This is a genomic window from Haloterrigena sp. H1, assembly GCF_005938085.1.
Taxonomy (GTDB): domain Archaea; phylum Halobacteriota; class Halobacteria; order Halobacteriales; family Natrialbaceae; genus Natrinema.
This window is the reverse complement of the sequence record NZ_SMZK01000003.1, coordinates 168,569-186,636: the sequence shown is the minus strand read 5'-3', so window position 1 is coordinate 186,636 and position 18,068 is coordinate 168,569. Positions and strand designations below refer to the sequence as shown.

Below are 18,068 nucleotides of genomic sequence, written 5' to 3'. Positions count from 1 at the left end.
ACGGAACCGAGACTGGACAAAACGGCGTTCGATCGCGACTCAGGTCTCGGTTTGCTGTGGGTGTGTCCGGCGTGCATCAGCTCGCGCTTCCGCGACGCTTTTGCCCTCACGGAGGACGGCGTCGACGAACAGTTCGCCGGCCTTGTACGACGACCGGACCATCGGGCCGCTCGCACAGTAGAGAAAGCCCAGTTCCTCTTCGGCGACACGACGCCACGTCTCGTACTTGTCCGGGTGGTCGTAGCGCTGGACCTCGAGGTGGTTTCGCGAGGGCCGCAGGTACTGGCCGAGCGTGACGATATCGACGCCGCGCTCGCGCAGATCCGCGAGGGTCTGGTAAACCTCGTGATCGTACTCGCCGTGGCCGAGCATGATCGAGGTCTTGGTATAAATGTCCGATTCGCGCTCGACCTGCTCGAGCACCGAGAGGGACTGTTCGTAACCTGCACGCCGGTCGCGAACGGGAAACTGCAGCCGCTCGACGGTCTCGACGTTGTGGGCGATCACGTCCGGCTCGGCGTCGATGATCTTCCGGACTAGGTGGTCTTCGCCCTGGAAGTCGGGGATCAGCACCTCGACTACGATGCCGGGATGGCGGGCTTTGATCTCGCGGATCGTCTCCGCGAAGTGGCCCGCGCCCTGATCGGGGAGGTCGTCGCGGTCGACGCTCGTGAGCACGACGTAGTCGAGGCCGATCTCGGCGATCGCGCTCGCGACGTTTTCGGGTTCATCGGGGTCGAGCGGCTCCATACCCCCCGTCTGGACGTCACAGAAGTTACAGCCTCGAGAGCAGCGATCGCCCATCAACATGAACGTCGCCGTGCCACCGCGGTCCTGACTGCCGGCCTTGGAGCGCCCGGACCAGCACTCACCCAGGTTCGGACAGTTGGCCTCTTCGCAGACAGTGTGAAGCCCGTGGTCCCGCAGCGTCTCCCGGATACCGGCGAACTCCCGTCCCGACGGCGGACGGCTCTTCAGCCAGTCAGGCTTTCGCGCGCGGCTCATGGTATGTCATGGGGCCGCGCGGTGAAAAACCATGTCGGTCGCCGCCCCGGTCCGACGACCGGCTGTGCCGGCAAGCGTTACATGGGGGCCGCAGCTGGCGAGTGCCCGTCCTGGTATGGTCCGCCAAATCGGCTGAAGCACCCACTCATAGCCGGTAAGCGATCCATTCCGTCGACAGCTTTACGGATGGCAGTGAGGTACCCCACGCCGATGGCCTTCGGCTCGACGCCCGACTGGTTTCACATCAGCGAGGACGAGGACATCGTCTGGGAGAGCCGGCCCCATCCGATCACGATGGGAGCCAGACTGCCGGTCGGGGTCGGACTCGCGCTTGTGGGCCTGCTCGTCGCGGGCTGGAGCGTGATTGACAGTGGCATCCTCGTGGCACTTCTCGGTCTCAGCCTGCTCGCCGTCGGCGTGGCCGTCGCGGCCGCCCGCTATCTCGTCTGGACGAACACCCGCTACGTCATCACCTCCGCGGAACTCTACAAGAAACGCGGCATCGTCTCGAGAGACGTCACCCAGTTTCGCCTCGAGCGCGTCCAGAACACCAGCCTCAGTCAGAGCGGGCTCGGCCGCCTGCTCGGCTACGGCGATCTGACGGTCTACACCGCCGGCTCCGGCGAGCCGGAGCTGACGTTCGAACGGGTCCCAAACCCGGAGGTAGCCAGCAGCCGTCTCAGCGACCGGCTCGAGGCCGTCGCGACCGACGAATCGGCGCTCTGATCGACAAGCGGTCGGAACCGGTCGCTCGAGAAACCACAAAACCCATTAGCCGACTCGGCTTCGAGAGTCGGTACGATGCCCTCCCAATCAGCCCCCGCTGAAGAGCCGCCGGTCTCGCGTCGCTCGAGCATTGCAGCGAGTGCGGGAATCGGCGTCTTCGCCGCCGTCATCGGCTATCTCCTGACGTACCTGCTGGTCGCCAGTGAGGTCCGCGAGGCCGTCGGCGACACCGTCGCCGAGTGGAAAGCGGTCGCCTGGTTCTTCTACGAGGCCCACATGGTCGATATCGAGGTCAGCGGTCGAATCGGCTCGTTTACCGGGATGAGTACGCTCGATCTGATCGCCCAGTCGGACACCGCGAGCGCGACCCTGTTGTACGTGGTGCCGCCGCTCGTGTTGCTCGCGGCCGGTGCGGTGCTGGCCGTGCGGTGGAACGTGACCGATCTCGGTGAGGCCGTCGTCGCCGGCGCACCGGTGGCGATCGGCTATGCCGTCGTCATGGGTCTCGGTGCCGTCGTCACGGAATCCACCACCGAAGCGTCCGCGCTCGGTATCGAAGCGAGTAGTTCGATCGCACCGGCGTTCCTGCCAGCGATCGTCCTCGGGGGTGTCCTGTATCCACTCGTCTTTGCGACTGCTGGGGCAGCGATCGCCGCTGCCGTCGCCACGCGATAGGCGGCGGACGCGAAGGAAACGCCTTTGAGAGACCGCCACCCGTTTCTGCCTGATGGAGGTCGCCGAAGTTCTCCCGGAGTTCGCCGACGCGTTCGCGTTCGAGGAGTTCAACCGAATGCAACGCGAGGCCCTGCCCGCATTACTCGAGTCCGACGAGAACGTGGTCGCGAGCGCACCGACAGCCTCGGGAAAGACGGCACTCGCGGAGCTGGCGATCTGTAAGGCGCTCGCCGATGGCGGTACCGCGCTGTTTATCGCCCCGATGCGAGCGCTGACGAACGAAAAGGAAGACGACTGGGACCGGTTCGAGGAGCTGGATTACTCGGTGTACGTCGTCACCGGCGAGCGCGACCTGAATCCGCGCCGCGCGCGCCGGGCTGACATCCTCGTGATGACTCCCGAAAAGCTCGACTCGGCGACCCGCAAACACGACTCCCGGCGGTACGACTTCGTCACCGACATCGACGTCTGTGTCATCGACGAGGTTCATCTGCTGGATGCGGATCGCCGGGGCTCCGTGCTCGAGGTAACGATCTCACGGCTGCGCCGGCTCTGTGGTCCTCGGATCGTCGCGCTCTCCGCGACGATGCCCAATGTCGGCGATGTCGCGGCGTGGCTCGACGCGCCCGAGGAGTGTACCTTCGAGTTCGGCGAGGAGTATCGCCCCGTCGACCTCAACGCGGGCGTCAAGACCTACACGCACGGCGAGAACTCTTTCGCGGACAAGTACCGCCGGCTGTATCGGGCGCTCGATCTCGCGGAACCGCACCTCCGGGAGGACGGACAGTCGCTCGTGTTCGTCTCCTCCCGCCAGGACACCGTCCGGGCCGCCGAGAAGGCTCGAGACGAGATCGCCGAACGTGACATTCCGATGGGCGCACGCGGCGACTACGACTTTCATACCGAATCGAAAGCTCTCGAGAACGATACCCTTCGAAATTCGGTGTTAGACGGCGTTGCCTTCCACCACGCCGGCCTCTCGAAGAACGACCGCGACCTCGTCGAGGAGTGGTTCAAGGCGGGACACGTCGAACTCCTCTTTTCGACCTCGACGCTGGCCTGGGGAGTCAATCTACCCGCCCGCTGCGTCGTGATTCGCGATACGAAACTCCACGACCCGCTCGAGGGCGAGATCGATATGAGCCCTCTCGACGTGCTCCAGATGCTCGGGCGCGCGGGGCGGCCGGGCTACGACGACGTCGGCTACGGCTGGGTCATCTGCGATACCGCGGAGGCGGACAAGTACCGCCGCCTCCTGCGTGACGGCAAGGAGATCGAGTCCCGCCTCGCGGAGAGTCTGGCGACCCACCTCAACGCCGAGATCGCGATGGGCACGATCACCGATCTCGAGGACGTGATGGACTGGCTCGAGACGACGTTTTACTACGTCCGCGGCCAGTCCAAACCCGACGACTACGACTTTCCAAATCTTCGCGAGCGTGTCCGGGACTGTCTCGAGGGACTCGTCGACCGTGGCTTCGTCGAGACAGGCGAGGACCTTTCGATCGAGGCTACACCCCGGGGCGTATTGACCTCGAAGTACTACCTCCGACTCGACACGGCGGCCCGCTTTGCGGCGCTGTGTGACCGCGTCGAGGACGGGGGTGAGTTGACGACCAGTGATGTCCTCGAGACGATCGCGACCGCCGAGGAGTTCGACTCCGTCTCGGCCCGCCAGGACGAACGCGACGCGATCAGCGCGGTGCTGGTCGGCCAGGAGACGGGTGACCTCGAGGCGGGCGAACGGAAGGTGCTCGCGATCCTCCGCGGGGCGGCCAGTGGCTCGACGCCGGCGGAACTGCGTAGCGACGCCTGGGTCATCCGCCAAAACGCCACACGGCTCGTCTCGGCGCTCGAGGCGTTCCTCGATCGCTTCGTCGGTCCCCACGCCGCCAACCTCGCCCGTCGGGTCGAGGCCCGCATCGAGAACGGCGTCGCCGAGGACGCGGTCGGCCTCACCGCCATCGACGGCGTCGGTCCGGGTCGTGCGAGCAAGTTAGCGACGGAGGGACTGTCGACCCCCGGTGACGTCGTCGAGGCGGGCGTCGCGGGTCTCGTCGACGCCGGCCTCTCGGAGGGCGTCGCCGAGGGCGTCTACGAAGGTGCTCAGTCGCTGCCCGCGATCGACCTCGAGTGGGGGCAGTTCCCCGACACCATCGCGACCGGCGAGAACGAGGTCTGCGAGGTGACGGTCCGCAACGTCGGCGAGCCCGCCCGTGCCGGCATCCGCGTGACGGTCAATGGGGTCGAAATGACGAGCGCGAACACCTACCTGCGCGACGCCGAAACCGTCCCGGTCGGCGTCTTCGGCGCCGACGCAGACGAACTCGAGTTTACCGTCAGCATCGCCTTCCCCGAGGAGCCGCTGGTGCCGATCGAAGCGAGACGGACGGTCGAAGTCCGGTAGCGACGATTCACCCGAGGGCGGCTCCTTTATTGCTGTGTTAAGGGCAGATCATGTCGATCAGAATGACTGATTTTATCTACTCCTTCTCAGAAAAGAGAAATATGTTTGGTTGGTCCCCGCCAACAATTTCTCGGAACTGGTTTATTGGACTCGGTGTCCTCTACGCGCTTTTGACAGGATACTTGTTCATTTCCCAATAACTATCCTCCATACTATGGCTTAGCATACTGCTCGGAATTCTCTATCTCTTGTGGCGGTTTGTCGCCGCTGTGGAGGGGATCGCTGACGCTCTCTAACGAATTGCTCATCAACGGGAACAGAACTGGTCGGTTTACAGATCTACTTGCTGGTCAATTCATTCTATAAGCCTGTACAATCAATACCGTGGCACGAATTCTAGAACACTGTTTCACTGCTGTGTGGTCAACCCCTGCACTTGCTCACGAAGCTCCGCGGCCGAATCGACGATCACGTCCGCAGCCGAGCGATCGATGTCGCCGTGAGCGTCGATCCGGTAGGCGACGACGGTCATGTCTGCCCGCGCAGCCGCTTCGATCCCGTTTGCCGAGTCCTCGACGGCGACGCAGTCGCTGGCAGGGACGCCGAGTTCGCCGGCCGCGTACTCGAAGACGTCCGGTTCGGGCTTGCTCGCGGCATCGATGTCGTCGGCGCTGATGACGCGGTCGAACGAGTCCTCGAGGGCAAATCGCTCGAGCACCATGCCGATCCAGTCGTGGGGTGACGACGAGACGAGCGCCGTCGGAACGCCGCGCGCGTCCAGTTCGGCGAGCAACGCGGGCAGGCCATCGAGGAGACTCGCGCGCTCGGTGTAGATCTCCTCGGCGGCCGCGTTGAATCGCTGGATGAACTCCTCGCGGGTGATGGCAGTCCCGTACTCGGCCTCGAGGTAGTCGTAGATCTCGCGAAAGTTCATGCCACTCGTCTCGGCGACAGCGACATTCGTGTCAGGGACGGCAGCCGGCAGGATTTCCTCGCGCTGGAAGTCGACCCAGAAATCTTCGCTGTTGACGACGACGCCATCCATATCGAACAACACAGCGGTCATGTACGCCGGGGATAGTCGATCGGCCCGTATAGCCGTTTGGCACGCAGCCGTATGCTCCCCGCACACGTCGCGCCGTTCGAGGACGGACACCAACACCGTCTCGAGCCGTCGGCTGACGACGCGCACGGCGTCGGTTCGCTCGGCGTCGCCGGGGCCGCCCGGTTGCTGCCGAACGACCCCTTCTGATCCGCGTTGAACGGGACACAAACTGACGAAAACGTCGGTCAAATGGCTTCAAACGCCAGAAAAGCGCGTTTACGACGCTTCCCCTTCAAGTCGGTTCAGCCACCGAGCATCGAGTGCAAGCTATGAAACGAACGACGCTCATCGCTGCCGTGCTCGCAGCACTGATCATGGCGACCGGGTTCGCCGCCGCGGCACCCGGAAACGCGCCCGTCGACGTTGACACGGGCGCGGATCGTATCGACGACCACGCAGAGAACGAACAACAGCACGCGAACGACCGCGACGATCGAAGCGAAAACGCTGCTACCGAACACACCGAGAACGATGCCGCTGCTGGCGAGCGCAACGGGAACGGTGCCACCGACGAACGCAACGGACAGGGACCGAACGTCGATCTCCCAGCTCAGGTTCCCGACCACGTCTCCACGATCCACGACCGGATTTCGTCGTTCCTGAGCGGTGACCTCGAGACCTCGCTCGGCGACGCGATCAGCGCAGTGACGCCGGGTGACGAGAACGCAGACGAGAGCGACGAGGCAGGCGACGCCAGCGAAGACGAAATTGACGACGAACAGACTGACGACGAGCAGACCGACGACGAGCAGACCGACGACGAACAGACGGAGTCGGACGACACGCAGTCCGATGCCTAACTGACACGCCATGCCAACACCAGCGCCGCCGTCGCTCGGCATCGAAGACCGGCTGCTGGCGTTCGCCGTGAGCCTGCTGGTCGGCGGTGTAGCCCTTCACGTCGGCACACACGTCGTTGCGGACGCTCGAGACTACGCCCACGCAGTGCTGACCGCGCTGCTCGGCGCAGTCGTCTGGGCCCTCCTCGAGCCGGTGCCGTTGCTCGGCGGGCTGCTGGCACTGCTCGCGTGGGTCGCGCTCGTCAGGTGGCGCTACCGACTCGGCTGGCTGCGATCCGCCGGCGTCGGTATCGTCGCTTGGACGGCTGCTGTCGTCGTCCTCGCGGCCCTCGAGTTGATCGGTATCGGCTCGGTCTCGGCACTCGGTGTGCCGGGTACCTGAATTGTGTCCCCGCTGGCGCGCCCCTCAACTGACAACCCTTCCCGCTGGCGCGTTCCTTCGCGACGCCACTCCCGCTGACGCGTTCCTCGACGACCCTTTCGGTCGCCGTATCCGTCCCGAAGTCTACTTCGGACGATCCGTTTTCGAAGCCGCAGCCGGTCGACATCCGGTCGGTTCGTAGCACACCCGTGAGGGGGTTTTTCGACGGCACAAACGAAATCAACGGTAGGAAAATCGGAGTAACCGTCTTCGGGGTATATCCGTCGACAGTGGTTGTCTCCAGTCGCAATGAATCCAGTCGATGCCGTCGGACGACGCGACTATCTCAAGCTAACGAGCGGTGTCGCCGCTGGCAGTACCGTCGGGCTCAGTGGCTGTCTCGGAGGGAACGGTGGCGACGAGGCCGAAACAGGGACGCTCGGCACGAAGGTAACCGACCAGCCCGGCGATATCGACGACTTCGACTCTTGTGTGGTGACGATTCAGGGAATCTGGGTCAAATCGCACAACGAGGCGGAAGGCGACGAGGACGATAGTTCTGGAGCCGCGGAGAACGGTACCGAAACCGACAACGACACCGCCGAAGACGAGGACGACGCGGACGTCGACGAGAGTGAAGACAGAGAGTACCACGAATTCGACGAGCCACAGGAGGCGGACCTCGTCGACCTGCAGGGCGATAACACCCAGCTGATCGACGAGCGTGAACTGACGGCTCAAGAGTACGAGTTCCTCCAGCTCGACGTCTCCGACGTTGCAGGCAAGCTGAAAGGGGGCGGCGACGCGGAGGTGTCAACGCCCGGAAACGCACCGCTGCAGTTCACCGAGCGCTTCGAGATTCGGCCGGACCAGCGGACCACGTTCGTCGGCGACTTCACGCCCGTTCGCCGGGGACAGCAGGATCGCTATCTCCTGCAGCCGGTCGCCCAGGGAACGCGGGTCATCTACGAAGCCGACGCGGACGACACTCCCGAAGCCAGTAACGAGACTAACGACTCCGAGAGCAATGCGTGATCACTGTGTCCATCTCCGGACGAGACCGCAGCAGCGTCAGGAACGACTCGACCGAGGGACCCGATCTATATCCGTCCTAACGGAGGATACGTAACATGGTCCCACTAATTGGCCCGCTCGTCGCCTTCATCGTTGCACTCCTCGTCGGTGGGCTGGCGATCTTCGTCAGCGCAAGGATCGTCGTCGACGTCGACGACTATTCACACGCGATCGTCACGGCCCTTCTCGGCGCGATCGCCTGGGCGCTCACGTCGTGGGTCCCGCTGCTCGGCCCGATACTGGCGCTGGTCGCCTGGATCTGGGTCATCAACTGGCGCTACCCCGGCGGCTGGGGGACGGCTGCGGCTATCGGGCTCGTCGCCTGGCTCGCCGCGCTCGTCATCTTGTTCGTACTCAACGCCATCTTCCGGCTCGGCGTCGGCGCGTTCGGTGTCCCCGGCATGTAGCGGTTCCCGGACGCTGAAAGCGCTCGATACTCGGCACAAACCGGCTCAAATCGGGGTCACGAACTGACCGGTTGATCCTGCTGACCGTCCGTCGTCCGGTCGTGATGCAACGACGAACGCTACTCACGATCGCGATCGGACTCACACTCCTCGTCGGTCCGATGGGTACCGCGACGGCACAGCCAGCCGATGGCCCACTGGACGACATGCCGGCTCCGGTCCCGGAGTTCGTCTCCGAGATCCTCGAGCCGATATCCGACTTCGTTAGTGGGACACTCGAGTCGCTCGGCGAGGCCGTTCGAACCCTCATCCCCGGTGGTGACGCAGTCGAGTCGGCCCGCGACTGGTAGTGACATGAAAGTGACTGGTTTCACACCAGAACCGGCGTATGGCGCCGGAACAGCACAAGAACGCGCCTTCTACGACTTCCGTATGTTTTAACCGATGTGGCAGATACCGACTCGTATGAACGGTCGCGTCGTCGTGACGGTCGTGGTCGTCGCGGTACTCCTCACCGGAACGGGGCCGGTTGCTGCCGCTACCGGAGCGACGGACACCGAACAGGCCCACTCGAGCCCGTTTGCACTCCAGCAAGACGGGGTCGACGCGGACGAGGTCCAGATGGACGTCGCGCTCCAGCCCAACGGCACCGCAGAATGGACTCTCGAGTTCTGGGTCCGACTGGACGACAACGAGAGCACGACGGCGTTCGAATCGTTGCAAGACGATATCCGGGACGACCCGGAGAGCCACACCCAGACCTTTGCTGCGCGGATGAACGACACCGTTGCCACGGCGAGCGATGCCACGGGCCGCGAGATGTCAGCCGACGGGTTCGCCGTCGAGACCGAGCGCCAATCGTTCGCCCGCGAGTACGGCGTTGTCAGATACACGTTCCGCTGGCACGGGTTCGCCGCCGTCGAGGGCAACGAACTCCGGGCGGGCGACGCTATCGAGGGGATCTATCTCGACGAGGGCACACGATTGCTGGTCACGTGGCCCGAGAGCTACGAGCGAACGTCGGTCACGCCCGATCCGGATGACGACCGCGAGCAGGCGGTGATCTGGCGTGGCGGCGAGACTGACTTCGTCTCTGGAGAGCCTCGGATCGTCGTCACTGGCGGGGGAAGCGGACTCAGTACGACACTGATCGCGGGCGTCGTGGTCGCTGCAATCGGACTCGGTGCTGTCGGCGTGTGGTACCGGGATCGGCTGTCGACGGCGGGGCCGACAACCAACGGCGACGGGGAGTCGAATCGTGCATCCGACCACGAGTCGAGCTCCGTGACGGCGCCGGCGGAGCCACCCGACGAATCGGCGGGCTCGAGTGCGACTGGCACACCCGATATGGAACTGCTCAGCAACGAAGAGCAGGTCCTCCGACTTGTCAGGGACAACGGCGGTCGGATGAAACAGCAGGCGGTCGTCGAGGAACTGGGCTGGACCGATGCAAAGACCAGCAAGGTGGTCAGTGGCTTACGCGAGGATGGAAAACTCGACTCGTTCCGCCTCGGTCGCGAGAACGTGCTCTCGTTGCCCGACGCGGACGACCCCATGGCGGACCCCGACAGTGACAGCGCAGAATGACACGAATCCGCCACGCGAACCGACCACCGAGTACGACACGTCGATAGCCGACGAAATCGCCAGACAACACCGGATCGAAAATGGCGTTGAACGGCGTTAAACGTCGTTGAATCCACGCCATCGTCTCGAGTGTATATCACGACGCGAATACGACCAACGAGCAATGAACCGAACCACGTCGATCACACTGATAGCGATCCTTGCCGTTGCGATGGTCGCAGTTCCCATCGCTACGGCAGGCGTCGTCTCGAGTGGGACTGTACAGGGCGATCCCGCCGCGGACGGCGGGACCGAATCGATCAAGCCTGGCGAACAGTTTAGCGCCGCCATCGGTGTTCAGAACGCCGAGATCAAGGGCGACGTGTCGGAACGAGCGTTCGGCGTCAGGATCGCTACCGCCGAGACGAACGAGACGAAAGCGGCCATCGTCGACGAGCAATTCATGGCGAGCCAGACTCGCCTCGCGGCGCTCGAGGCCAGACTCGAGCGCTTGAACGAGTCCCATGAGGCCGGCGACATAAGCGAGGGACGCTATCGCGCCGAAGTCGCGACGACCGTCGCCGAGCTGCGAACCGTCGAACGACAGGTTGCAGCCGTCGAGACGACGGCAGCCGAGTTACCCCCCGAGGCGCTCGACGAACGCGGCGTCGATGTCGACTCGATCCGCTCGCTGCGTGATCGAGCGGGCGAACTCGGGGGGTCCGACACCGCGTCGGTCGCTCGCTCGATCGCCGGCAACGACGTTGGCCAGCCGATCGGCGACAGTCGAGAGGCGCGTGGACCTCCCGAACAGGACTCCAACGAGCGCACGGACGGCCAAAACGGGACTACTGGCCCGCCGAGCGAGGACTGATACTGCCGGACAGAACGACGTGACGATCGGTCGCGCTGCTGCAGCCGTCACCGGTGGAGACGGCCGCGAATCCGCGACCGACTTCGTATTGACTGCTGTCCAACAGTACGATATCATCGGTCGTCTCACGATCGCACTCCTCTTTTTTGGTTCCTCAGACCGTATTTCGGTGGGATGGTCGACGCGTACACGATGCTCGATACTGCGGCTGGAACCACCGACGACGTGTGTCAGTCACTGCACGATACAGCAGGTATCGTGGAGGTATATGCCATCGCGGGAGATTTCGATGTCATGGTCGAGCTGACCGGCGACGACCCCCGCGACCTCCTCGAGACGGTCACCGACACGATCCGACCGCTCGAGGGCGTTGGAACGACACGAACGTACGTCTGTATCGACTAACGCCGTCGTCGGCCCGCGGGTTTACATACGAAGCCGCGGCCAGACCGCCCATGATCGACGATGCGATCCGCGTTCTCGCGGGTGACTGTACCGTCATCGCCGAGGGCGACGACCGCCAGGAGTACCGCGGCCGGGTGACGACGATCGTCAAACCCGACAACACCGTCCTCGTCCACGACATCGACGGCTATCAGCCCGTCGCGTGGCTGACCCGCGCCGACAGCGTCTCGAGCGACCGCCGAGATGGATTTATGCTCGTTGCAAAAAAGGACACCCAGACGCTGCGGATCGCCGCCCACGAGCAAGACGGATTCGCACATTATCCGTCGTCGGCGGCCGGCACACCCGTCGGGACGTGCCCTGACTGTGGTGGGGCGCTCGTGCGCTCGAGCGGCGTCCACTGCGTGGGCTGTGGCGACCGGTACGGCGTGCCAGCCGACGCGACGATCCGAGACGACCAGTGTGATTGTGACTGTGGGCTCCCGAAGATGCGCGTCGAGCGCGGGCTGGCGTTCAACGTCTGCCTCGACCGAAACTGTGAGTCGCTCGACGCTGCGGTCCGAGAGGCGTTCGACCGCGAGTGGGACTGTCCGGAACCCGGCTGCGATGGCGACCTCCGGATCCTCCGGCGTGGCGGCCTCATCGCCGGCTGTGAGCATTATCCGGACTGTGACACCGGCTTTGCCGTCCCCGCCGGCGTCGTCGACGGCGAGTGTGGCTGTGGGCTGCCAACCTTCGAGACCGCAAGCGGCGTTCGATGTCTCGATGCAACCTGTGAGCGCGCACTCGAGAGACCGCTCGAGGTTGATTCCGCGGCTGACGATTGATCACCAATCGATACTGGACCAGCCACTATGCGATAGCCCCCGGCCAGCCGCCGCTGCGGTGGGTGGGACTGAAAGGGGCTGGCGCGCTCGGCGAACCCCGACGACACAAGGACCGCAGTGAGCGAGCACCGCGAGCGAACGAGGACCACAGCGAGTCGTGGGAGCTGAGCGTGCCAGGGGCTTTCGGAGGGATGTATCCGAAACGGACACCCGATAGCCACTTACGGATAGGAATCGATCCGCAGCCCCTTAGTCGCGGCCGCCCAACACCCGCTATGACACTCGAGGGGCGGTTCGAGGATGGCGTCGTCCATGTTGGCGGCGACGCGCGCCAGCGGTATCACGACTCGCGGGGGTATGGCTATCCACTCGAGGGCAACGAAATCGCCCTCGCACCCGTCGAGGCGGCCCACCTGCTGTATCGGGGCGATCTCGAGGCGGTGGTCGACGAACGTGGTGAGCGACTCTCCTTTCGAGAGTTCGTCGCGCGCGAGCCCGGCGAGAACTTCGACGTGCGGTTTCTGGTCTATGCGGACTTGCGCTCGCGTGGCTTCTATCTCTCGCCGGCTGCCGAGCCGTGGGTGCCGAACTCGCCCGGCGATGAGGCCGACTTCGCGGTCTTCCCGCGCGGCAAGGGGCCACGTGACGGCGAGATCGAGTACGCCCTGCGGGTCATCGGCGAGCGAACCGACGTTCCCGCCAGCGAACTTAGAGCGGGCATGCTGGCGGTCGTCGACGAGGAAAGCGAGATTACCTACTTCGAAGTCGATCGTCGCGACCCGACCGGGACCTCCGGCACCGACGCGACGCTTCCTGACAACTGTGCGGCCGACTTGCTCGCCGACCGGGTCGTCGTCTGGGAGCCGCCACTCGAGCTCTACGAGCAGACGTTCTACGGCCAGCCGCTCGAGGGACGGGAGTACGACGAGCCGACGCTGCAGTGTTCGTTGCTCGAGGCGGCGTATCTCGCCGAACGTGGGGCGATCGACCTCGATCCCGAAACGGTCCGCGAGCGGGGCCGCGAGGTCGAAGGCGAGCGGTTCGATCGGCGGCTGACCGTCTACACCGAACTTCGGGACCGCAACGTCGTCCCCAAGACGGGCTACAAGTTCGGCGCGGACTTTCGAACCTACGCCGACGTCGAGTCCGTCGAAAACCTGGGTCACTCCGAGTTGCTCGTACGGGTGCATCCGGCCGACTACGTCTTCGAACCGCGCGATCTGGCACTCGACGTTCGGCTCGCCCACGGCGTCCGGAAGACGATGGTGTTCGCGTTGGTGGACGACGCCGAGGCAACGACCGAGTGGTGGTCGATCGAGCGGCTGACGCCCTGAAACTGCCCGTTGCACGTCGACGCGACAGACACCTTCCCTGTCGCGTGTACCCGCCGGCAAACAGGTACCCTGAAAGCCCCGACGGACGAGGATCGCACCATGCAACTCGAGGTACTCGGCGTCGGCGGCGCAGGCTGTCGGATCGCCGACGCGATCCGTGCGGCGGAGCCGGCAGAGCATTCGTTTCTCACCGATGTCACGGTTTTCGACACCGACGAAGCGGCCCTGAACCGAACCGTCGTCCCCGAGTCACACTGCGTCCAGTACGGCCCCGCCGGTGACGGCGGACTCGAGGGCGATCTCGAGCGGGGTCTGACACTCGGCCAGGAGTCCGCCGACGACCTGCTCGAGCGGCGTGATCGAGACGCTCCGACGGCCGACGCGGTTCTCGTCGCGGTCGGCCTCGGCGGGGCGACCGGCGGCGGAACGGCCCCCGCACTCGTCGCGGCACTCCAGCAGCGCGCCGACGTGCCGGTCTCCGTCCTCGCGACGCTGCCGGCCGATCGCGAGTTCGACGCGACGGCCGCCACCTCGGGGTCGGGCCCGGGACGCCGTAAGCGAAATCAGACCGCTGCCGACGAGACGCCACCGCGACCGAACGCAGCGACGAACGCGGTCGCCACCCTCGAGCGACTCGACGGGATCGCAAGCGCCATCATCTGTTTCGACAACGAGGCGTGGCTCCGCCCCGGCGAAACGCTCGCTGACGCTCGCGACCGCTGTAACCGCGAACTGGCGACGCGAGTCGAGGCCGTCTTCGCTGCCGGCGAGCGGTCGGACGGGGCAGTCGCCCAGACCGTCATCGACGCGAGCGACGTTCGGCGGATCGTCGGCGACCAGTCGGCCATCGTCACGCTCGGCTACGACGAGCAGGCTGTCGAAACGGGCGGCTCGCGCTTTGGCCTCGGACTCTTCTCGTCGTCGCCCGACGTCGAGACGAGTGAAGCAGTCAGCGCCATCGAGACCGTGGTCAGGAAGGGGATTCGCGGCAAACTCACCCTCGAGTGTGACCCTGAAACGGCCGCACGCGGCCTGCTGGTTGTCGGCGGGCCGCCGGTGTGGCTCAACCGTCAGGCGATCGCCGGGGGTCGGCAAACCCTCGAGTCGGCACTCGATGGGGCGGGCGTCCTCGGCGGTGACGCGCCGCGACCCGACGGTGAGTCCGTCTTCGCGGGGGTCGTCCTCGCCGGCGTCGAGTCGGACCGCCTCGCGGCGTTGCGGGCGGCAGCCGAGCGGCCGCCCGAGCCGTAGGTTAGTGGGCCACGACCAGGACCGAAGCCGAAGGCTTTTGCGCGCTGCCGAGCCAAACCCGGGTAATGACCGGAGACGACCCACTCGAGGAGTCCGAGTCAGGGGAACCGCTGACTGACGGAGGGGCCGCTGGAGCCGATGACGTTGCGCTGGACCCCTGGGGATCCTCGAGCGTCTCCGACTACCGCAAGCTGTTCGAGGAGTTCGGGATCGAGGAGTTCGACGAAGTACTCGAGGAGGTACCGAACCCGCACTATCTGATGCGACGGGGCGTCATTTTCGGTCACCGGGACTATCGCCCGGTCGCCGAGGCGCTACAAAACGACGAGCCCGCGGCCGTCCTCTCGGGCTTTATGCCGACCGGCGATCCGCACATCGGCCACAAGCTGGTCTTCGACGAGATCATCTGGCACCAGCAACAGGGGGCCGACGCCTACGCCCTGATCGCCGACCTCGAGGCCAATTCGGCCCGCGGAATGAGCTGGGAGGAAATCGACGAACACGCGCGCGACTACCTGCTCTCGCTGCTCGCGCTCGGCTTCGACCCCGAGGAGGGAGAACTCTACCGCCAGTCGGAAAACCGCGAACTGCAGGATCTGGCGTTCGAACTCGGCGCGGAGGCCAACTTCTCTGAGCTGCAGGCGATCTACGGCTTCGACGGCGAAACCGACGTCTCGCACATGCAGTCGGTCGTCACCCAGATGGCCGACATCCTCTACCCGCAACTCGAGGAGCCCAAACCCACGGTTATCCCCGTCGGCCCCGACCAGGACCCCCACGTCCGGCTGGCCCGCGACCTGGCCGAACGGATGCGCTTTTTCAAGGTGAGCGAGGCCTACGCCAGCTTCGAACTCGAGCCCGACGAACGGGGTCTGGTCGCCGACTTCTACGAGCGACTCGAGCCTGCCGAGTTCGACGACGACACGCTCCGGTGTGTCCACGTCGCCGAGGAGCTCGAGGGGACGCCGCTATCGGACCTCGACATCGGTGCCGACGTGCTCGATTCGGTCCTGACGAAGTTGAACGAAGCCGGCATGGAGCCGATCCGACCGCGTACGCGCTTTTTCGATCGACGGGCGACCGACGAGGCGTTCGACGCGCTCATCGACGCCATCGACGGCGAAAAGCGAGTCTACGAGAACCACGTCGACGCCTTCGAGATCGACCTCGCCGAGGCCGAAGAACTCGCCCGTCAGGTCGAAGTCGACACTGGCGGCTACGGTTTCCAGCCACCGTCGTCGATCTATCACCGCTTCATGACCGGCCTGACCGGCGGCAAGATGTCCTCCTCGATCCCTGCCTCCCACATCTCGCTGCTTGACGATCCTCAGGACGGCTACGACAAGGTCAAGGCGGCGACCACCGGCGGCCGCGAGACCGCCGAGGAACAGCGCGAGAAAGGCGGAAAGGCCGACGAGTGCCCCGTCTACGAACTCTACGCCTATCTGCTGTCCGGCGACGACGACGAGTTCGCCAAACGCGTCTACGACGAATGTGTCGGCGGCGAGCGCCTCTGTGGCGACTGCAAGGAACAGGCGGCACAGTTGATGCGAGAGTTCCTCGAGGACCACCAGGAGAAACGCGACGAAGTCGAGGACCTGCTCGCAGACGTCGACATCGAACTCGAGTCGCCACGGCGTCGCTAGCAGGGCGATCCACACGCGGTTTCCGCCCGGTCGTGGCACCACCTACCGTGCGTGCGACCGAGTTTCGGGCGCGAACGAGGACGGGACTTGATGTCTGACGAAGCTATATACGGTTGTTCGTGAAACGAAGCAGTACTGATGGGTCGGTCCCTCCGCCCGTCGGACGACGACCTCTGGGTCTCCGCTGACGTTCTCGGTGCGTTCGGCGTCACACTGGCGGACCTCGAGCATGCACCGGCCAGCGATAGCTCTCTCGAGGCGGCGCTTGCCGACACGCTCGCGGCAGGTGTCGACCGAACGACGGTGTTGCGCCGGACCATCACCCGAAGCGACCGCGGGCTCGCCTGCCCAGCCCGGTACTCGACGGTCGACCTCGAGCGCGAACTCGTCGCCGCTTTCGAGGCCATCGGCTGGTCGCTGTCCGTCTCTCACACTCCTGACGGATTGGCTCTCACCGCGACCGATCACCACGATCGACGGCGTGAGACGACCGTCACGTATCCCGACACCCCGCTTGGAACCGACAACCTCCCGGCCGTCCTGTGGGCGATCAACGACGCCATCTTCACGGGAACCGACGCGCGGTTCGTCCTCCTTTCGGCCGGCATCGATCGCTGGCGGGCTGCCCTGACCGACGAAACCGAACTCAAGCGGCTCCGCGATCACTATGGCCCGCGAATCGACGTGGCCGATCAGCCGCTGTGTCCCGACCACGGCCTCGCGGCGTACGTCCCCGATGCGAAGCCTGACGACGCGATCGAGTCGGGAGACGGCGAACCGTGGCCAGAGTGGGCACTCGAGCACGATACCCGAAGAACGGACACGGCTATGCAACACGACGGCGTCGAATCGCTCATCGACGAAGCGGAACCGTCGACTGGTACGGACGCGGCGTCAGCGTCTAGCGGCGCGAGCGAGATCGACGGCTTCGAACTGCGAGGGACGCCCGCACGCTCGCGAAACCGAAATAACGTTGACGACAACTCAGCGGATGACTCCACACCGACGTGGTCTACGGACTCGAGTCGGAACAGTCGATCGACGGCTACCGACGATTTCGGCACGCTCTCGGGATCCAGCCAGACGACACGTGTCACGAACGACTCGTTCGGGACGGCTGTCGACTGCGGGTCCGACGACGACCGCTATCGTGCGCTCGGGGCCGCACTCGACGCCGGCGGGACCGTCTCGGTTCGGGGGCTACTCGAGGACGACGATTTCTTGCCTGAATTGCCGGCTACCGAATCCGAGGAGGTCCGCATCGAGTTTACCGAGGAGTTCGATCCTGCGGCGATCCCCGACGCGACGGCAACTGCCGAGGAGGAGGGCTTCGAGTGGGTCGATACTGGCTCGCTCGAGACGACGCGCGTCTCCAACGGGTAACGCACACCGTGCTGTGATGACGCGTATCACAACGCTTTTAGCCCGCTCGCGAATCATCCCGGATATGGCACTCGAATCCCACGAGCGTGCCGGTGTCAGCAGCCAGCCACAGCGACCGCACACGGGATTCGACTTCGTTTTCGCCCGGTGAGCCGGGCCGGTGGATCTGCGTGCGTCCACACCGGACGCACGCGGCGAAACCGACCGTTCGACGCCGCTGCC

General features: G+C 64.9%; 19 protein-coding genes. 17 read left to right on the top strand and 2 right to left on the bottom strand.

Features of this window, described 5'->3' with window-relative positions; all coding sequences use genetic code 11:
• Positions 1-39: 39 nt before the first annotated feature.
• Positions 40-1,005, bottom strand: coding sequence for a lipoyl synthase (lipA, locus tag E2L06_RS19185; RefSeq protein ID WP_138783161.1), 966 nt, complete (start codon positions 1,003-1,005; stop codon positions 40-42).
• A 210-nt stretch (positions 1,006-1,215) separates the two neighbouring features.
• On the opposite strand from lipA, the gene E2L06_RS19180 reads away from it, so the two are divergent.
• The 3 genes from E2L06_RS19180 (at position 1,216) to E2L06_RS19170 (ending at position 4,813) form a co-directional block, all read left to right on the top strand.
• A complete protein-coding gene (locus E2L06_RS19180) occupies positions 1,216-1,731 on the top strand; it encodes a PH domain-containing protein (protein ID WP_138783160.1) in 516 nt (171 codons plus the stop codon).
• A gap of 75 nt (positions 1,732-1,806) precedes the next feature.
• Entirely contained in the window at positions 1,807-2,406 is a 600-nt protein-coding gene (locus E2L06_RS19175; RefSeq protein ID WP_138783159.1) for a hypothetical protein, read from the top strand.
• A gap of 52 nt (positions 2,407-2,458) precedes the next feature.
• Positions 2,459-4,813, top strand: coding sequence for a DEAD/DEAH box helicase (locus E2L06_RS19170; RefSeq protein ID WP_138783158.1), 2,355 nt, complete (start codon positions 2,459-2,461; stop codon positions 4,811-4,813).
• Positions 4,814-5,222: 409 nt separating this feature from the next.
• Here the strand turns inward: E2L06_RS19170 and E2L06_RS19165 are convergent, their stop codons facing one another.
• The gene (locus tag E2L06_RS19165; RefSeq protein ID WP_138783157.1) at positions 5,223-5,879 is read right to left on the bottom strand and encodes an HAD family phosphatase; all 657 of its coding nucleotides are present in this window, start codon (positions 5,877-5,879) and stop codon (positions 5,223-5,225) included.
• Positions 5,880-5,930: 51 nt separating this feature from the next.
• Between E2L06_RS19165 and E2L06_RS22850 the strand changes: the two genes are divergently transcribed.
• The 14 genes from E2L06_RS22850 (at position 5,931) to E2L06_RS19100 (ending at position 17,846) form a co-directional block, all read left to right on the top strand.
• Complete coding sequence (locus E2L06_RS22850; protein ID WP_283241373.1) at positions 5,931-6,065, top strand: hypothetical protein; 135 nt, start codon at positions 5,931-5,933, stop codon at positions 6,063-6,065.
• Positions 6,066-6,187: 122 nt separating this feature from the next.
• Complete coding sequence (locus E2L06_RS19160) at positions 6,188-6,718, top strand: hypothetical protein (protein ID WP_138783156.1); 531 nt, start codon at positions 6,188-6,190, stop codon at positions 6,716-6,718.
• Between the two features lie 10 nt (positions 6,719-6,728).
• Positions 6,729-7,100 (top strand): hypothetical protein, encoded by a 372-nt coding sequence (locus E2L06_RS19155; protein WP_138783155.1) that lies wholly within the window; start codon positions 6,729-6,731, stop codon positions 7,098-7,100.
• A 288-nt stretch (positions 7,101-7,388) separates the two neighbouring features.
• Positions 7,389-8,114 (top strand): DUF4382 domain-containing protein, encoded by a 726-nt coding sequence (locus E2L06_RS19150; RefSeq protein WP_138783154.1) that lies wholly within the window; start codon positions 7,389-7,391, stop codon positions 8,112-8,114.
• A 95-nt stretch (positions 8,115-8,209) separates the two neighbouring features.
• The gene (locus E2L06_RS19145; RefSeq protein ID WP_138783153.1) at positions 8,210-8,560 is read left to right on the top strand and encodes a hypothetical protein; all 351 of its coding nucleotides are present in this window, start codon (positions 8,210-8,212) and stop codon (positions 8,558-8,560) included.
• Between the two features lie 104 nt (positions 8,561-8,664).
• Positions 8,665-8,910 carry a hypothetical protein gene (locus tag E2L06_RS19140; protein WP_138783152.1) on the top strand — a complete coding sequence of 82 codons (246 nt, stop codon included), beginning with the start codon at positions 8,665-8,667 and terminating at the stop codon, positions 8,908-8,910.
• A gap of 115 nt (positions 8,911-9,025) precedes the next feature.
• Positions 9,026-10,147 (top strand): hypothetical protein, encoded by a 1,122-nt coding sequence (locus tag E2L06_RS19135; protein ID WP_138783151.1) that lies wholly within the window; start codon positions 9,026-9,028, stop codon positions 10,145-10,147.
• Positions 10,148-10,310: 163 nt separating this feature from the next.
• Entirely contained in the window at positions 10,311-11,000 is a 690-nt protein-coding gene (locus E2L06_RS19130) for a hypothetical protein (RefSeq protein WP_138783150.1), read from the top strand.
• A gap of 174 nt (positions 11,001-11,174) precedes the next feature.
• On the top strand, positions 11,175-11,405 hold the full coding sequence (locus E2L06_RS19125) for an Lrp/AsnC family transcriptional regulator (protein WP_138783149.1): 231 nt from the start codon (positions 11,175-11,177) through the stop codon (positions 11,403-11,405).
• A gap of 50 nt (positions 11,406-11,455) precedes the next feature.
• The gene (locus E2L06_RS19120; RefSeq protein ID WP_138783148.1) at positions 11,456-12,232 is read left to right on the top strand and encodes an endonuclease NucS domain-containing protein; all 777 of its coding nucleotides are present in this window, start codon (positions 11,456-11,458) and stop codon (positions 12,230-12,232) included.
• 275 nt (positions 12,233-12,507) lie between these two features.
• Positions 12,508-13,566, top strand: a complete 1,059-nt coding sequence (gene endA / locus E2L06_RS19115; RefSeq protein ID WP_138783147.1) for a tRNA-intron lyase — start codon at positions 12,508-12,510, stop codon at positions 13,564-13,566.
• A gap of 99 nt (positions 13,567-13,665) precedes the next feature.
• On the top strand, positions 13,666-14,817 hold the full coding sequence (locus E2L06_RS19110; RefSeq protein ID WP_138783146.1) for a cell division protein FtsZ: 1,152 nt from the start codon (positions 13,666-13,668) through the stop codon (positions 14,815-14,817).
• Between the two features lie 65 nt (positions 14,818-14,882).
• Positions 14,883-16,463: a tryptophan--tRNA ligase gene (locus tag E2L06_RS19105; protein ID WP_138783145.1), complete on the top strand. Its 1,581-nt coding sequence runs from the start codon at positions 14,883-14,885 to the stop codon at positions 16,461-16,463.
• Between the two features lie 138 nt (positions 16,464-16,601).
• A complete protein-coding gene (locus tag E2L06_RS19100; protein ID WP_138783144.1) occupies positions 16,602-17,846 on the top strand; it encodes a hypothetical protein in 1,245 nt (414 codons plus the stop codon).
• The last annotated feature ends 222 nt before the right edge of the window (positions 17,847-18,068 follow it).

What these genes read in the sequence shown, in the direction of transcription:
- lipA (WP_138783161.1), bottom strand. Translation starts at nt 1,005, where the DNA reads ATGAGCCGCGCGCGAAAGCCTGACTGGCTGAAGAGCCGTCCGCCGTCG.
- E2L06_RS19180 (WP_138783160.1), top strand. Translation starts at nt 1,216, where the DNA reads ATGGCCTTCGGCTCGACGCCCGACTGGTTTCACATCAGCGAGGACGAG.
- E2L06_RS19175 (WP_138783159.1), top strand. Translation starts at nt 1,807, where the DNA reads ATGCCCTCCCAATCAGCCCCCGCTGAAGAGCCGCCGGTCTCGCGTCGC.
- E2L06_RS19170 (WP_138783158.1), top strand. Translation starts at nt 2,459, where the DNA reads ATGGAGGTCGCCGAAGTTCTCCCGGAGTTCGCCGACGCGTTCGCGTTC.
- E2L06_RS19165 (WP_138783157.1), bottom strand. Translation starts at nt 5,879, where the DNA reads ATGACCGCTGTGTTGTTCGATATGGATGGCGTCGTCGTCAACAGCGAA.
- E2L06_RS22850 (WP_283241373.1), top strand. Translation starts at nt 5,931, where the DNA reads ATGCTCCCCGCACACGTCGCGCCGTTCGAGGACGGACACCAACACCGT.
- E2L06_RS19160 (WP_138783156.1), top strand. Translation starts at nt 6,188, where the DNA reads ATGAAACGAACGACGCTCATCGCTGCCGTGCTCGCAGCACTGATCATG.
- E2L06_RS19155 (WP_138783155.1), top strand. Translation starts at nt 6,729, where the DNA reads ATGCCAACACCAGCGCCGCCGTCGCTCGGCATCGAAGACCGGCTGCTG.
- E2L06_RS19150 (WP_138783154.1), top strand. Translation starts at nt 7,389, where the DNA reads ATGAATCCAGTCGATGCCGTCGGACGACGCGACTATCTCAAGCTAACG.
- E2L06_RS19145 (WP_138783153.1), top strand. Translation starts at nt 8,210, where the DNA reads ATGGTCCCACTAATTGGCCCGCTCGTCGCCTTCATCGTTGCACTCCTC.
- E2L06_RS19140 (WP_138783152.1), top strand. Translation starts at nt 8,665, where the DNA reads ATGCAACGACGAACGCTACTCACGATCGCGATCGGACTCACACTCCTC.
- E2L06_RS19135 (WP_138783151.1), top strand. Translation starts at nt 9,026, where the DNA reads ATGAACGGTCGCGTCGTCGTGACGGTCGTGGTCGTCGCGGTACTCCTC.
- E2L06_RS19130 (WP_138783150.1), top strand. Translation starts at nt 10,311, where the DNA reads ATGAACCGAACCACGTCGATCACACTGATAGCGATCCTTGCCGTTGCG.
- E2L06_RS19125 (WP_138783149.1), top strand. Translation starts at nt 11,175, where the DNA reads ATGGTCGACGCGTACACGATGCTCGATACTGCGGCTGGAACCACCGAC.
- E2L06_RS19120 (WP_138783148.1), top strand. Translation starts at nt 11,456, where the DNA reads ATGATCGACGATGCGATCCGCGTTCTCGCGGGTGACTGTACCGTCATC.
- endA (WP_138783147.1), top strand. Translation starts at nt 12,508, where the DNA reads ATGACACTCGAGGGGCGGTTCGAGGATGGCGTCGTCCATGTTGGCGGC.
- E2L06_RS19110 (WP_138783146.1), top strand. Translation starts at nt 13,666, where the DNA reads ATGCAACTCGAGGTACTCGGCGTCGGCGGCGCAGGCTGTCGGATCGCC.
- E2L06_RS19105 (WP_138783145.1), top strand. Translation starts at nt 14,883, where the DNA reads ATGACCGGAGACGACCCACTCGAGGAGTCCGAGTCAGGGGAACCGCTG.
- E2L06_RS19100 (WP_138783144.1), top strand. Translation starts at nt 16,602, where the DNA reads ATGGGTCGGTCCCTCCGCCCGTCGGACGACGACCTCTGGGTCTCCGCT.